The sequence below is a fragment of the Neobacillus sp. 114 genome, assembly GCF_030127045.1.
Lineage (GTDB): Bacteria > Bacillota > Bacilli > Bacillales > Cytobacillaceae > Neobacillus > Neobacillus rhizophilus.
The window spans coordinates 5,608,699-5,623,973 of sequence record NZ_CP126144.1; the positions used below are offsets into that span (position 1 = coordinate 5,608,699).

General features: G+C 33.4%; 14 protein-coding genes. All 14 read right to left on the reverse strand.

What is annotated here, in order from left to right; all coding sequences use genetic code 11:
* Nucleotides 1–18: 18 nt before the first annotated feature.
* The 14 genes from QNN06_RS27580 to QNN06_RS27645 all read right to left on the reverse strand — a co-directional run bounded on the left by QNN06_RS27580 (nucleotide 19) and on the right by QNN06_RS27645 (nucleotide 14,793).
* Entirely contained in the window at nucleotides 19–1,104 is a 1,086-nt protein-coding gene (locus QNN06_RS27580; protein WP_284036359.1) for an EpsG family protein, read from the reverse strand.
* Nucleotides 1,105–1,120: 16 nt separating this feature from the next.
* A complete protein-coding gene (locus QNN06_RS27585) occupies nucleotides 1,121–2,032 on the reverse strand; it encodes a WaaS/CpsH family glycosyltransferase (protein ID WP_284036360.1) in 912 nt (303 codons plus the stop codon).
* Between the two features lie 77 nt (nucleotides 2,033–2,109).
* A complete protein-coding gene (locus QNN06_RS27590; RefSeq protein ID WP_284036361.1) occupies nucleotides 2,110–3,300 on the reverse strand; it encodes a glycosyltransferase in 1,191 nt (396 codons plus the stop codon).
* Between the two features lie 55 nt (nucleotides 3,301–3,355).
* Nucleotides 3,356–4,132 carry an AglZ/HisF2 family acetamidino modification protein gene (locus tag QNN06_RS27595; RefSeq protein WP_284036362.1) on the reverse strand — a complete coding sequence of 259 codons (777 nt, stop codon included), beginning with the start codon at nucleotides 4,130–4,132 and terminating at the stop codon, nucleotides 3,356–3,358.
* A gap of 1 nt (nucleotide 4,133) precedes the next feature.
* A complete protein-coding gene (gene hisH, locus QNN06_RS27600; protein WP_284036363.1) occupies nucleotides 4,134–4,751 on the reverse strand; it encodes an imidazole glycerol phosphate synthase subunit HisH in 618 nt (205 codons plus the stop codon).
* A gap of 25 nt (nucleotides 4,752–4,776) precedes the next feature.
* A complete protein-coding gene (locus QNN06_RS27605; protein ID WP_284036364.1) occupies nucleotides 4,777–5,913 on the reverse strand; it encodes an N-acetyl sugar amidotransferase in 1,137 nt (378 codons plus the stop codon).
* Between the two features lie 13 nt (nucleotides 5,914–5,926).
* On the reverse strand, nucleotides 5,927–7,051 hold the full coding sequence (gene wecB / locus QNN06_RS27610; RefSeq protein ID WP_284036365.1) for a non-hydrolyzing UDP-N-acetylglucosamine 2-epimerase: 1,125 nt from the start codon (nucleotides 7,049–7,051) through the stop codon (nucleotides 5,927–5,929).
* A gap of 3 nt (nucleotides 7,052–7,054) precedes the next feature.
* The gene (locus QNN06_RS27615; RefSeq protein WP_284036366.1) at nucleotides 7,055–8,164 is read right to left on the reverse strand and encodes a capsular polysaccharide biosynthesis protein CapF; all 1,110 of its coding nucleotides are present in this window, start codon (nucleotides 8,162–8,164) and stop codon (nucleotides 7,055–7,057) included.
* Nucleotides 8,165–8,180: 16 nt separating this feature from the next.
* Nucleotides 8,181–9,218: a polysaccharide biosynthesis protein gene (locus QNN06_RS27620; protein WP_284036367.1), complete on the reverse strand. Its 1,038-nt coding sequence runs from the start codon at nucleotides 9,216–9,218 to the stop codon at nucleotides 8,181–8,183.
* 5 nt (nucleotides 9,219–9,223) lie between these two features.
* A complete protein-coding gene (locus tag QNN06_RS27625; protein ID WP_284036368.1) occupies nucleotides 9,224–10,408 on the reverse strand; it encodes a glycosyltransferase family 4 protein in 1,185 nt (394 codons plus the stop codon).
* A 19-nt stretch (nucleotides 10,409–10,427) separates the two neighbouring features.
* Complete coding sequence (locus tag QNN06_RS27630; protein WP_284036369.1) at nucleotides 10,428–11,321, reverse strand: NAD-dependent epimerase/dehydratase family protein; 894 nt, start codon at nucleotides 11,319–11,321, stop codon at nucleotides 10,428–10,430.
* 25 nt (nucleotides 11,322–11,346) lie between these two features.
* Nucleotides 11,347–11,982 (reverse strand): sugar transferase, encoded by a 636-nt coding sequence (locus QNN06_RS27635; RefSeq protein ID WP_284036370.1) that lies wholly within the window; start codon nucleotides 11,980–11,982, stop codon nucleotides 11,347–11,349.
* 96 nt (nucleotides 11,983–12,078) lie between these two features.
* Nucleotides 12,079–13,905, reverse strand: coding sequence for a polysaccharide biosynthesis protein (locus QNN06_RS27640; RefSeq protein WP_284036371.1), 1,827 nt, complete (start codon nucleotides 13,903–13,905; stop codon nucleotides 12,079–12,081).
* A gap of 483 nt (nucleotides 13,906–14,388) precedes the next feature.
* Complete coding sequence (locus tag QNN06_RS27645; RefSeq protein WP_284036372.1) at nucleotides 14,389–14,793, reverse strand: hypothetical protein; 405 nt, start codon at nucleotides 14,791–14,793, stop codon at nucleotides 14,389–14,391.
* Between the last annotated feature and the right edge of the window lie 482 nt (nucleotides 14,794–15,275).

The window sequence follows — 15,275 nt, forward strand, 5'->3', positions numbered from 1 at the left end:
TTTCCCTTTTTTAATTTTTTAAAAGAAGAAATTATCTTCTAAAACTTGTTTAACTATATTCATTGTTGGTACATATAACACTAAAAGAATAAATGAAGCAGAAACAAATAGTAAAATACTAAATAATAAAATATAGTACTTATAATTCTTTGTAATACTATTTAAAGCCACAGCAAATAATAAATAATTTATAACAAAAATATTTCTATACAGCCTAATAAAATCTAGATTATTCATTACAAAATAAAGTGTAAGTAAACATATAATATTAAGTTTTAGAATAGCATTTGGATCAATAACATTTATTAAAGTCTTTGATAGTTTATTGTTCTGATCACAGATATTTTCATTATTAGAATTCAAAATAATATTCCTAGATATTAATACAAGTAAGATTGAAGTAAGGAAATATACTAAAACCATACATTTTGTAAATAAGCTTGTTTCTGTAAAGAAGTATGCCGTGATTTTTTCTGAGGGTATAAATCCGTTTAAAATTTGTAAAATAATAGGGATAAAAAAAACACTTAGTATAGATGCTATTATTATTGTATACATAGTTTTTTTATTATCTTTTAATGCCGTTAACAATCCAAACAGGTAAAATAAAGAAGTCACATGAAAAGCACTTGCCAGCAAAACAAATATAGTGTATTTTAAATAGTTTTTTTGTGTTGAGATAATAAATCTACTTCCATAAATAATAAAAGACATAGCTAAAAAATTTCGAATCTGTACAACGTCTATAAAAAATGGATAAATAAGGTATAAAATAAATACAAAAGAAATATTAGCCCTATAATATTTAATGGTGTTAACTATTAGTAATAGTCCAATTGTTGCAATAGTAAATTGAAGGATATTATACGATAATCCAAGACTCAAACCTAATTTATTAAGTAGTTGGAATCCAAACTCAAAATCATAGAGAGGCTTTCCTTTTGATAAACTAATGTAATTATTTAAATATCCTAGCCTGTCTGGATTATCAGTATTCCCACCAAATAATAATAATAAAAATAAAAAAGAAACATATAACAGTACTTTGGAATTTTTCACCAAAACACCTAATATTATTAACAAGAGTGATGCTGCATAAAACACATTTTGCACCTCTAAACTAATTTCTATTTGAAATTCTATTTAACCAATTCCCAAAATCATATTTTCTGATAATTTGTTCATCAATTTGTACATAATCTGAATTAATAAAACTTGCAATGTTATTTATGTCATCTTTACCCAAAATAAATATATTATTTTTATTATAAAACTCATATTTTGATATGTTTTTATCATTAGTAATTAACTTTTTTTCTAAAAAGAGGGCTTCCATTGGTCTTTGAGACATTCCACTTTGGCCAGCCTGAACTAAATCAAGTATAGCAATACTTTCAGATATTCCTTCAAGAACTTCTTGATATGGAATTCTTTGCATAAAAGAATAACTTCTATGATTAGATTCCTCTGATTTGGTAATATGCATTTTGACTCTTAAGTCGGATTTCTCGAATGTTTCTTTTAATTTTAGAAGTTTATCCAATCTTCCTTTATCAGCACCCATAAAATAAATGTCATTCTTAATTTTAGTTTTCGTTAGCTTAATATTAGAAAAATAATAAGTTGAAATGTAGTTCATACCATAATTCTTACAATCATTAATATCAAAAGACCAAAGCTCAGTATTTTGGCCCATAATCTTTTTCGGATTTATTGATTTTATTACAGGATTCCAGTACCAATGTATAATTCGACTATTAGTTTTCTTCTGTATATAATTAGCTATATGCAGACTATAAATGGATGTGGATAAAATTACTGTACTATATTTTTTTATTTCCTTTTTCCAATCACCAAACAACATAGGTAACAGTGGTAATTTCATTTTTATTATTATTTTCCGAAAAATCTTATTTAGAATACTATTATTTTTAAAGATATTTGTTGCAGTTACATTTTCATATTCATTTCTCTTTTTATTATAGAATTCTTTTTCAGAGTTACCATCTAAAAACAAAACCAAATCATCCATTAGTAACCCCCCTTTTCTAATAAGCCTTTTTAAATTAACAGAATTATGATGCCACCATACTATAAGCTAATTTTTTTCTAATCATTTTCATTTTCAGCAAGCTTTCGTAACCTACTATAAAATTCAGTTCTTCTTTTATTCAGTTTCTCCTTCGTATACCTTTTTGCCACTTCTATATTTATAGAACTCATTTCTTCTAGTTCATCAGTATTATTTATTAAACGCATAATCTCATAAGCAAAGCTTTTACTATCCTCAGGTTCAAATAAATACCTTTTATCTAATAATTCAGGGATTCCCGCAACTGGAGTTGAGATACATGGAAGACCAACAGCCTGGGCCTCAATTACTGCCCTTGGTAAGCCCTCTGTGTACGTAGGAAAAACAAAAAGGCTACCTTTAGAAAGACGGTCCAATACTTCCTGTCTACTATGGAGTCTCCCGATAAAATGTACTTTATCGCCCACATCCAATTCTTCTGCATACCTTTTAAACTCAGATACTAAGTTACCATCACCAATACAACAAGCTGTTATATTATAACCATGGTTACAGACGATTTTTAAAGCCTCAATTAATGTTTTATGACCTTTAATGTTACTATTTATGGAATTTGATATGTGTATAATTTCAAAAGGAGAATTAGTATCAGAAAACGTTTTGGGTTTCCTAATATCACTTTCCGTAAGTTCTATTGATGAATAATAACTTTCAAAATACCTTTCACATTCACCTTCTAGCATGGCTCTATTTGGATAGAGTCCTTGTAAGAAGTTTTTTGTTACATAAGATGCACCATTTGCCTTTTTAACGATATGTTTTAACATCCTAATATTAATCCATTTAAAAATACCCTTTAGATCAGTAAAGGAGAACGGATCATTAACTACCTCAACAGCAAAGGACTTTCCACGTCTTTTCCCAATAATATATGCCAGATAGCTCTCGATTTGAGATACTCTAAAAATATAACAATCGCAGCCATCACATATTTTTCTATATCTAACTAGCAACTTGAAAATATTTTTTAGCATACCTTTAATTCCCTGATACCATGGTAGTTCATATATTTCTAATCCTTTACCACTAACAAGGAGGAAATTTGAAGTATCTATTGTATCTACATACTTTGTCTTTGAAACAAAGCGAACCTCATCAAAGACATTCAAATACCTTTTGAAAAACTCATAACTATATATTGATGGTGTGTAATATTTACCATCAGGAGTTTTATATAAGTGTGCGTTATCAGTTACTAAAACTTTCATAGCCTCGTTCACTCATCTCAAATTTTGTTAGGATCTCTTTTGTAGAATTAATAAATTAATTCTGTTTATAAATACCTATATCAATTAGCTCTTGTTCTTCAGGTGCAGTTATCAGTACAGCTTTTTTTGCCCCATAATAGACATACATACTTCCAGCTGCTGCTGCATGAGCCTTCCCATCTTCTAATACCCTTTTAAAATCATATATATCTTTAGCCCCACCACAAGCTATTACGGGAATAGAGACTGATTCAGACACATCTTTAACAAGGTCCAAATCATAACCTTTCATAGTACCGTCATAACTAATGGAATTCAATAATAGCTCCCCTGCCCCCAACTCTTCTGCTCTTTTTGCTAAAGTAACTGGATCATGTTTCACTTTAGTCTTTCCATCATTTATATAACAAGACTTTTTACCAAACAGTTCATTCTTAACGTCAATTGACACTACAATGCTTTGGCTGCCAGCAAATTCTACAGCTTCTTTAATTAATTCGGGCTTAGTAACAAACGAGGTATTAATGATAGCTTTTTCATACCCAATGTAAAATAACTTTTCTATTTCTGATAGAGTTGTTATGCCTCCGCCATAGCTTAACGGCATAAAAGCTTCACTTGCTATGTCTTTTAAATATTCAAAATCCGGTCCTCTATTTTCGGAAGTAGCAGTAATGTCTAAGATACATAATTCATCTACGCCCTTACCGTTAAAAATCTTAACGGCGTTAATTGGATCTCCTAGATAACGAGGATTCGTAAATTTAGTTGTCTTCACTAAACCACGGTCTTGAATTGATAGACAGGGTATTAATCTTGGTCTACTATACAATTTATACCCTCCTTGCAAAATTACTTAGTAATTCCATACCAAACTTATGACTTTTTTCAGGGTGAAATTGCACACCATAAATATTTCCCTTCTTTACTGCCGCAGCAAAAGAATACCCATAGTCACATCTCATTAATACATTTTCTTCACTATCACAAACAGCATGATAAGAATGAACAAAATAATATCTTTGCAAAGGGGTTAAGCACTCAACAAGTGGGTCATCTTTTATGTTGTTTATTGTAATATCCCAACCCATATGTGGAACTTTTAATTGAGGGATTCCATCTATTTCAAATCGCTTATTGTCAAATGGAATTAATCCCAATCCGCTCTCGTTACCTTCCTCACTTTTTCTTCCTAACATTTGCATACCAAGGCATATTCCTAGGAGTGGCTTATGTTCATTTAATGCATGGTTTTTTATTGCCTCAACCATTCCACTACTATTTAATTTATTCATCCCTGCATCAAATGACCCAACTCCTGGTAGAACTAATTTATCAGCCTTTTCAATTTCTGCTATATCATTCGTTGGGATGGCAGGTACTCCTATTTTTTTAAACATGTTAATGATTGAACTTACATTTCCAACTCCATAGTCTAATACTGCAATCAATTCCATCACCTAATAAATTTTTTTATTATCGGAAATTACGTTTTTCAACACCTAGTTTTTTAGCCATTTTTATCGAAAATTCAATTAAGCTTAATGAGTTTTTATAATCTTTATAAGTTTTGTTTTCTCCATTAATGATTTCTTCAAATTCAGCTTTGGTAATACCAAGTTTTTTTGCAATGTATTCTAAGTCTTCTAACATCGTTTCCTCATTATAAGGAGATTCTTCTAGTTTTTTTAAAGCTTCTTCACGTGTCATTTGTCCTGTTAAGATCAAGTTAGAAAAATAAGACTTTCTTTTGTCAAACCCAAACTTTTTAGGTAAATAATATCCTTCATAAAACCTTGTAAAGATATTTTCATAGTGCTTATTTTCGTATTTTTCCCAACCGAACTTTTCCTTTAATTCCTTTTCCGCTGCATCTTTGTCATAGTGAATAATATCTAGAGGGGCAACACGCTTCATTCCTTTAATATATGCGTAATGTAATCTATATTTAAACATTCCACACATTGGAAGAGTTTTAAGCTTAACCTTTCCAAATCTTTTATGAATGTCTTTTATTAATGTCAGGTCATTTAGGTGAACCCACTCAATTGGAGGTCGGACACATTCTGTTGCATTATTTGAACCAGTTAATACGTATTTAATGCCATGTTTTACGGCGTAATTATACAACCCTGCAAAAATAACATGGTCTTGTGGTAAATCCTGATATGCTACTTGTGACTTAAAAAATGCAAGTTGTAGATCACGCATTTCATTCCAGTTTATTACTTCAGTATACATATCCAAATCCAGTGCTTTTACCAGTCTTTCAATATTTTCAACAGCAACATTCAAGTTCCAGCCGGTATCAACTGTATATATCAATGGTCTTAAACCCATCTTTTCTTTAGCAATATAAGCTAGATATGAACTATCCGTTCCGCCGCTTAGTCCAAGAATACAATCATATTTCTTCCCTTTTCCAGCCTCACGTATTTGCGCTGCAATCTTTTCTAACTCAGCTTCGTTATTTATATTAGGCTGCCAATTAGGTAAGATTTCATTATAATAACTATTACAATAATCACAGACGCCATTTTCATCAAAAACAATTTTACTATCCGTTGTATCCATAGCACAGTTTGTACAAACTTGATATTCTCTATGTGGCATATAAACCTCTCCCTTATTTGCTCCAAACAACTCTGTTAACATAGTCTGTATAAGATAATATTATTCTTAATACTTTATCAGAGACATTAGGCATACTATAATCTCCAACATGCCTTAATGTATTTCGTTGTTGTGTTTCAAGAATTTCTAATCCTTGTAAGATTCTCTCTTTCTTTAAACCAACCATCATGACGGATGCTTCTTCCATCGCTTCCGGTCTTTCATGAGCTTGTCTAATATTTAGTGCTCTAAACCCAAGAATAGAGGATTCTTCACTTATCGTTCCACTATCACTCAACACGGCTTTAGCTTTAATCTGAAGCTTAACATAATCATTGAACCCTAATGGCTTCATTATTTTGACTAACGGATTAAACTCTATTCCTTTAGTCTCAATCATTTTTCTAGTTCTAGGATGCGTACTTACAATTACAGGAATTTTATACTTTTCTGCAACTGCATTTAAGCTATCAACTAAATCTAGGAAATTGCTTTCCGAGTTAATATTTTCTTCCCTATGTGCTGACACAACAAAATAATTTGCTTCTTCAAGAGATAGACTCTCTAGTACAACCGAGTTCTCAATGTCATTCTTTCTTGAGTTAAGTACCTCAAACATTGGGCTGCCTGTCTTAATAATTCTATCTGACGGAAATCCTTCCCTAAGAAGATATTCTCTTGCAATATCACTGTAGGTTAAATTAATATCCGATGTATGATCAACAATTTTTCTATTTGTTTCTTCTGGAACTCTTTGATCAAAGCATCTATTGCCTGCTTCCATATGGAAAATAGGGATTTTCCTTCTTTTTGCAGCAATTGCACATAAACAGCTATTCGTATCACCTAGTACTAAAAATGCTTCCGGATTTACTTCTTCCATAATAGGATCAATCTTTACTAGGATATTCCCTATTGTTTCAACTGCCGTTCCAGTAGCTGCATTAAGAAAATAATCAGGTTTTTTCAGGTTGAAATCCTTAAAAAACACTTCATTTAATTCATAATCATAGTTTTGTCCGGTATGAACTAGAATATGTTCAATAGCCTCTGACTCTTCTAATTTATTAATAACGGCCGACAGTCTAATAATTTCTGGTCGTGTACCCACGACTGTCATAACCTTTAATTTCTTCATCAATTAAACCTCCACAAAATAGGTGTCTGGCTTGTCTGGATCGAAGCACTCGTTGACCCACATAACGGTTACTAAATCACCCTCGCCGACATTTACAATTGAATGGGTGTATCCAGTAGGAATATCCACAACTTGCAACTTTTTTCCACTAACTCTATATTCAATAACTTGATCAGAATCTATCTTTCTAAATCGTATTATCCCTTCCCCGCTTACAACTAAAAACTTCTCATTTTTTGTATGGTGCCAATGGTTTCCTTTTGTAATTCCGGGTTTTGAAACATTAATAGAAACCTGGCCTCTTTCAGATGTTCGGATAAATTCAGTAAATGAACCCCTTTGATCACAATTCATTTTAAGATCATACGAAAACTTATTTTCTGGTAAAAAGCTTAAATAAGTGCTATAAAGCTTCTTGGTTAGAGCATCTTCCATATTAGGAATAGATAAATCCTCCCTGCTTTGTTTGAAGCTTTTTATGGTATTTGCCAGTTCACCAAGTTTAATTTTATGAGTCACAGGAACAATACAGTAATCTCCTTGTTTAGTTGGAAATCCTTCCAGAGCTCTTAAAAACTCTTCTAATAAATCATCAATATAGCTAAGAGTTAATTCAGCATCAGGGTTATTTATTTGAATCTCCAAATCTCTCGCTACATTATGGCAGTAAGTAGCAACAACCGTATTATAGTTAGGTCTGCTCCATTTTCCAAATAAGTTTGGCAGTCTATATATATATACTTTTACATCCGTTTCCTTATTATAATCAAATAACAATTCCTCTCCTGCCCTCTTACTTCTACCATAAGGATTATCACTTTCTGCTTGAATAGACGAAGTAATTAGCACCGGAGCTTTTTTGCCGGATTTCTTGAGCAATTCTAATAAAATAGATGTTAGACCAAAGTTACCCTTCATAAATTCTGCATCATCGTTTGGTCTATTGACACCCGCAAGGTGGAAAACAAAATCACAATCTTGTGTGTATTTTTCTAACAAAGAAATATCACTTTCTCTATTAAATTCATTTATATCGTTATATCCCTTATTTTTCAGTTCAGCAATTAGGTTTTTACCAACAAAGCCTTTAGAACCTGTAACTAAAATTTTCATTTGTTTGTTCCACCCTTTAATTAACCGCGTAAAATGTTTTTTTCCACTTCTTAAGTTCCCCTTGTACATATTCGAGTGTAAGAAGTTTTTCCTTTATTTGTTCTACATTAAGTAGTTCTGTATTTTGAGAGTTATACTCCTCTATAGTTGTGAGCTTTTGATCTCCCTCTACAAAATATTTATCGTAGTTGAGATCCCTTTGGTCCGCAGGAACTCTAAAGAATCCGCCCATATCCTCTGAAACGACATATTCTTCTCTAGTTAGAAGAGTTTCATATAATTTTTCACCATGACGCGTACCGATGATTTTTATTTCATTTTCAGCATTAAATAGTTCTTTAATTGCTTGTGCAAGATCACCAATAGTACTTGCAGGTGCTTTTTGGACCATAATATCTCCAGCCTCAGCATTCTGAAATGCAAATACAACCAATTCAACTGCTTCTTCAAGGCTCATTAGAAATCTTGTCATACTAGGATCGGTAACCGTTAACGGCTGCCCACTTTTTATCTGTTCAATAAATAACGGAATAACCGAACCACGTGAAGCCATTACATTCCCATATCTAGTTCCACAAATCAGTGTTTTATCAGGTGAAACAGTTTTTGACTTTGCAACAAAAACCTTTTCCATCATCGCCTTTGAAATACCCATTGCATTAATTGGATAGGCAGCTTTATCGGTCGAAAGACAGATTACCTTTTTCACACCATAGTCAATAGCAGCAGTTAATACATTATCAGTGCCCAATACGTTGGTCTTTACTGCCTCTAAAGGGAAGAATTCACATGATGGCACTTGTTTTAGTGCGGCAGCATGGAAAATATAATCCACTCCATGCATAGCGTTTTTAACGCTTGCAAGGTCTCTAACATCCCCAAGATAAAATTTTAGCTTATTATTTTTATAAAGTTTTCTCATATCATCTTGCTTTTTCTCATCACGAGAAAAAATTCGAATTTCTTTTATATTAGTACCAAGAAATCTTTCCATTACTGCGTTTCCAAAGGAGCCTGTCCCACCTGTAATTAATAAAGTTTTACCATCAAACATCTTTTTCACCCCAGGTTAATTAGAGTATCTTCTAATAACGTAATATATCTTTCTTTACTGTAGTTCCTGATATAGTAATCATATGAGTTCCTAGCCATGTTTTCTTTCTTATCACTATTACAAAACTGTAAGATTAGATTGGCCAATCCTTTATGATTTTCAGCCTCACAACATAGCCCACAATCAGCATCTTTTATTACCCAATTTGTTTCACCATCGATCGCTCCAATTATTGGCTTGCCGGAAGCCATATAAGATTGGACCTTGCCTGGCAAAGTGTGTGATAAAGTTTTATTATTTTTTAATGTTATTAACATCGCATCTGCTAATCCATAAATCTGCGGCATTTCACTAATAGGTTTTCTGCCGTAAAACACAACGTTGCCAAGCCCAAATTTGCTGCTAATGGCCCTACATTCATCTAGTTTGGAACCATCACCAACTATGTGGAAAAGTATATCCGCACGGTCACGCAACTCATTTGCTGCCTTTATAATCGTTTCTACACTTTGCATATCACCGATATTCCCTGCAAAAACAAAGTTATATTTATCATTTTTAGTGATTTCAACACTGCTAGCAAATATGTCTTCTGCATACTGCGGTAAATAAAGTATAGCTTCCTCATTCACACCAAGTGTATTTTTAAAATATTCCTTAAACATACCGGAAGTAACTGCTATGGAATCTGCCGAATTATAAATCCACCTAGATACTCTTAAGAAAAACTTATAAATAGATGAATTCTCTTTTATTCCGCCTGCTGCTAAACTATCAGGCCATAAATCCAGACAGTAAAGCAAGATCTTCTTCTTATGCTTTTTCTTATAAACAATTGCAGGAATTCCCATCATTACAGGAGAAAGTTGATTCACCAGTACTACATCAAACTTTTCTTTCATAAATAAAGTCTTTAACGATGCTGACATCGCATAACTTAGATAATTTAGGAATAAACTTAATTTATTATTACCTCGGCCAATTTCAAAACACCGTATAATTTTGACACCGTTGAGGACTTCAATCCTTTTCTTACCGCGGCGATAATCATCGAGCACTCGTCCCTCTGGATAATTTGGGAGCCCCGTTAATACAGTTACCTCGTGTCCCTTATTTACAAGTGTTTCACATATGTCTGATATACGAAAAGGCTCTGGGTAGTAATATTGACAGACAACCAGTATCTTCATATAACAAAAGCCCCCAAATTTAATTAACCTTTTTCAAATACTCTTCAATTTCTATTTTTAACCCCTCGGATAAAGGCATGGGGGAGTATCCAAAGTCTTTCATGGCATTTTGAAAGGAGAAGTTCCTATCTTCTCCCATTCTTTGAACTTTTTCAATATAGTCAACTTTACCTAGCGAAAAAACTTTAAGGCATTTGGCCAGAAATTCTCCTAGCGCCAAAGGCACACTTATAAACGTAGTCCTCTTCCCCAGAAGATTACTGATCAACTCAAATAAATTTTTCATAGTAATAGGTTTTTCCCCAGATAAAATGTAATCGCCATTCATAATATTTGTGTTTTTTAACACTTGATAGTAGGCTTTACCTAAATCTCTCCCGTTAACAGGTTGAAGCATATTTTTTCCTTGATCGATAATTGGAAATAACCTTAATCTATCTACCATTTTAATAAAAACAATCATATTCCTATCATTTGAGTATCCATAAATCATAGTTGGTCTTAAATAAATTAGACCGATTCTTGATTTACTTTCCTTAATAACTTTTTCTATACTTTTTTCAATGTCTTTATATTCCTCTGAAGCACTCTTATATTTTGAATAAATACCGGTCGTATGAACGAGTATAGCTCTTTTAACATCGTTTTTAACAGCCGCCTTCATTAATGTAACCGAATAAAAGATAGATGCTATATGAACCACTGTATTAACACCGATCATAACTTCATTCATGAACTCTTGGTCATCTAAATCCCCAACTACTTTTTCAATATTTAAACCTGAATGATCTAGTAATGATGTATCAGAATTTTCCCTAACAATATAACGAATATGGCCCCGGTAATTATGATCAATCAATTCTTGCAAAAAATGTTTACCGCTATGACCCGTTATTCCCGTTACTAACAGCATTTTTCCACCTCTATTGCCTTAATGACTAAAACTTGGCCTTATGACTTTCTCGTATCTTCTCTTCAATTGTTCCTGTACCACCTTCAACCACACCATCACTTTTCACGACACTTACGATGGTCCCAAAGAAACACTTAACATCCATCCAGAGATTCATTTTCTCAACATATTCACCATCAAGTCTAGCCTTTACTTCAATCGGTAGCTCATCTCTTCCATTGATTTGTGCCCAACCAGTTAACCCCGGATATATATCGTTTGCCCCATATTTTTCTCTTTCAGCGATTAGGTCATATTGATTCCAAAGGCATGGCCTCGGACCAATAATACTCATTTCTCCCTTAAGAATATTAATAATTTGCGGAAGTTCATCCAAGCTAGTTTTCCTCAAAAACTTCCCAACTCTAGTAATATATGTTTCAGGACTTTTCAAAAGATGTGTAGGCATATCTTTTGGAGTATCAATTTTCATTGTCCTAAACTTCAAAATATTAAACTCTGTTTTATCTTTTCCAATCCTACGCTGCATAAAAAACACCGGACCCTTAGAATCAAGCTTAATACAAATAATTAATATTAAAAAAACAGGCGAAAGAATTACCATGCCTATAAAGGCAAAAACAAGATCTAGAATATTTTTTATATATTTTCTATAAATCACTCTTTTATCCACCTCAATCAGAAAAGGTTAAATAAGTATTTAACCTTTCCTCCCCCCAATATTATGTAGTGAGAGTATAATCTTATTTAATTAATACTAGTTCACCACAAACATTTTAGATAAACTCTCAAACTTGTTATTAGCCACCGAAATTAATATATCATGAATCTCCGTGTCCGATAGATCTAACAGGCGATTGATTAATTTACTTAAATCTTCCGCATTGATAACTCTAGCTTTCCCGATATGAATCTTAGGATACACCTGAACCGGATGCACTTCATTTTCATTCAAGAGTTCTTCAAACATCTTCTCCCCAGGCCGCAAGCCAGAAAACCGTATACCAATTTCCTCTAAATTAAATCCAGATAACTTTATCAGGTTTTTCGCCAGATCAACAATCTTAACTGGTTCACCCATATCGAGAACGAATACCTCACCGCCACGTGCCAACGAACCAGCTTGGATCACAAGCCGTGACGCTTCAGGTATCGTCATAAAGTACCGTGTCATTTCAGGATGTGTAACTGTCACAGGTCCACCCGCCTGAATCTGCTTCTTAAACAAAGGAATTACACTGCCACGGCTTCCAAGAACGTTACCGAACCGAACAGCAACAAATTTAGTGTTACTAATCTGCGCCAAGCTTTGAATAATCATCTCTGCAAACCGTTTCGTCGCCCCCATTACATTCGGTGGATTTACTGCTTTATCCGAGGAAATCAACACAAACGTATGAACCCCAAAAGTGTCCGCAGCCTCTGCGACATTTTTAGTCCCGAAGATATTATTCTTTACTGCTTCTCTAGGATTGTATTCCATTAAGGGTACATGTTTATGTGCCGCTGCATGATACACCACAAAAGGACGATGTTCTTCCATGATTTCAAAGATTCGTTGCCGATCTTGAATATCGCCAATTACCGGTACAATCTCGATTAAATTTTGATAGATTTTCCGCAGCTCCATATCAATATGATAAATGCTGTTCTCGCCATGACCGACGAGAACGAGTTTCCTCGGATTAAACTTACATATTTGCCGGCAGATTTCTGAACCAATCGAACCACCAGCACCAGTAACCAAAACTGTTTTTCCGGATACATACTCCGAAATGCCGTTAATATCCAACTCCACAGGCTCCCGGCCTAATAAATCCTCGACCTGAACATCCCGGAATTGATTAACAGAAATTTTACCGGTCATTAAATCTTCAATCTTTGGCATTATTTGTGTTTTCACTTTTGTTTTCGCACACTCGTCAATAATCCTACTTAACTCCAGTTGGCCTAACGAAGGAATTGCAATTACTATATTCTCAATTTCGTATTTTTCTACCATTTGAGCTATTTTACTGGAGGTTCCCACAACCGGTATGCCAAGGATGTCCAATCGAAGCTTAAGCGGATCATCATCAATAAACGCAACAGGCTTTAATTCAATCTCATGATTATGGAGTAATTGCCTCGCTGCTAATGTACCCCCAGCACCAGCCCCAACAATCAGTGTCCGTTTAGTATTTGTTTGTATATTGATAAAGTTATCACGAAATACCCTCCACGAAATGCGCGAGCCTCCAATTAACAATACGTACAACATCCATGTAATTAGAAGCGCCCTGGCATACAAATCGTGAAACACAATGACCTGCACAATTGCTGTTACCGCTATCGTCAACGTGACTGCTTTGACAATTGTTATCAATTCTCCGACACTGGCATATTCCCATGCCTTTTGATAAAGTTTATAAATAGACGCAAATAAATGATGGCAGATTAATAGCGTTAACAAAGTAGCCAAAGGCATAGTTATTTTAAAAATTTGCATCTCTGGATTCAAGATAAAATAACTAATGAAGACTGCCGTTAATACAATAACGGAATCCAGCACTGCGAGTACTACCAACCTCGTTTTAAATGTCACCCCTATCTTCCTCCCCTTTTTTATCTAGAGTGAATCTAATTTATAATGACAAAAATAAATATTTAATGGAAAACCAAGTGTTTTTTATACTTACTCTTCCATTAGATATCTATTTTTTACCATAAATTCAGGCATCTGCCCCGCCCTCACATCAAATTTTGACGACATCGCCTAAGGCCCTACTACCTAAGACCCACAATAAGGCCGAGCACTACCAATGAGAACGTTAAGGTAATCTTCCTCGATTAGGATACACTCGAATATAATTCACAGAAAAATAAAAGGCAAACTTAACCAATAATATAAAACAGAATTATTATATCATTTTAAATATGGTATTTCGACATATTCTCTAATTTTCTGCCATTCCTGCACTTATTTTACACCCTTTTTTTAATTTTTGTAGATTAATATTGAAATTGGAAATAATTTTCCGTTTCCGTTTTTTGTAAATACACAAAACAAAGGTAATCTCTAAGACCATCAATCTTTTGGTCTTTCCTTGTTTACAAAACCCACCAATTTTGAAATAATAATTTTAAAAGCCAAATAAATTATGAATAAAAAAATAAATCCATACACCCCCGCCATAACATCAGCAAATTCCAAATTCCCTTTTCCTGTTATCTTTTGTTCAATCTCAATTGCAAATACAATCACTAGTAGTACGGTAATTGTATAAATGAATGAGACCACAGTGATACTCCATTTTGAAAGAAACTTAAATATAATATGGGTAGGAACAAAAAGAATCATACCTATAATACCAATTACCCAAAAATGCAAATCTTTGTCCGTTAATGAATAACCTAGCGAATCAAAAATTTCTATTAGTAAATCGTGCATTAAATTGACTGTTTGAACAATTAATACAATCAATTCCTTCATAATTCCATCCCCTTTTTTAAAAAGTGATATCGTTTATCAATTATATACATGTGAGTGCAGAATAAAGTTTACACCAAAATTTAGTAAATGACATTGTAAATTTCCATAATGCGATGTTACCATATTTATCCACATCTAACATACCTATGTATTCTGCGAGATTCCCATGTCCATGAATACCGTCGAGAAGTTCCTTGATATTCCACTAAAAAACACAGATGAATAGGCATCCGAATGGGCTCATTTCGAATGCCTTTTGTCTACAATCTGAGATACTCAAAGGATGAGTATCCCTATTATCAAAGGTAGGTCCACAACGCTTGAAGAGCGTTTGGAAATTGTGATGTGTTGTCTTCCGAACAGGAAACTTATCACCAAGCATCAGAGCATTTCAAAGTCTCTTATCAACAGGTGTAATCAATGGGTAAAAAAGTATGAGCAAGTAGGAGAAACCGGTCCAAAAAGCAATTGAAAAGGCAAAA

Bases quoted from the DNA above. Each gene is read 5' to 3' on its own strand.
- QNN06_RS27585 (WP_284036360.1), bottom strand. From the start codon at position 2,032: ATGGATGATTTGGTTTTGTTTTTAGATGGTAACTCTGAAAAAGAATTC.
- QNN06_RS27590 (WP_284036361.1), bottom strand. From the start codon at position 3,300: ATGAAAGTTTTAGTAACTGATAACGCACACTTATATAAAACTCCTGAT.
- QNN06_RS27605 (WP_284036364.1), bottom strand. From the start codon at position 5,913: ATGCCACATAGAGAATATCAAGTTTGTACAAACTGTGCTATGGATACA.
- wecB (WP_284036365.1), bottom strand. From the start codon at position 7,051: ATGAAGAAATTAAAGGTTATGACAGTCGTGGGTACACGACCAGAAATT.
- QNN06_RS27615 (WP_284036366.1), bottom strand. From the start codon at position 8,164: ATGAAAATTTTAGTTACAGGTTCTAAAGGCTTTGTTGGTAAAAACCTA.
- QNN06_RS27620 (WP_284036367.1), bottom strand. From the start codon at position 9,218: ATGTTTGATGGTAAAACTTTATTAATTACAGGTGGGACAGGCTCCTTT.
- QNN06_RS27625 (WP_284036368.1), bottom strand. From the start codon at position 10,408: ATGAAGATACTGGTTGTCTGTCAATATTACTACCCAGAGCCTTTTCGT.
- QNN06_RS27630 (WP_284036369.1), bottom strand. From the start codon at position 11,321: ATGCTGTTAGTAACGGGAATAACGGGTCATAGCGGTAAACATTTTTTG.
- QNN06_RS27645 (WP_284036372.1), bottom strand. From the start codon at position 14,793: ATGAAGGAATTGATTGTATTAATTGTTCAAACAGTCAATTTAATGCAC.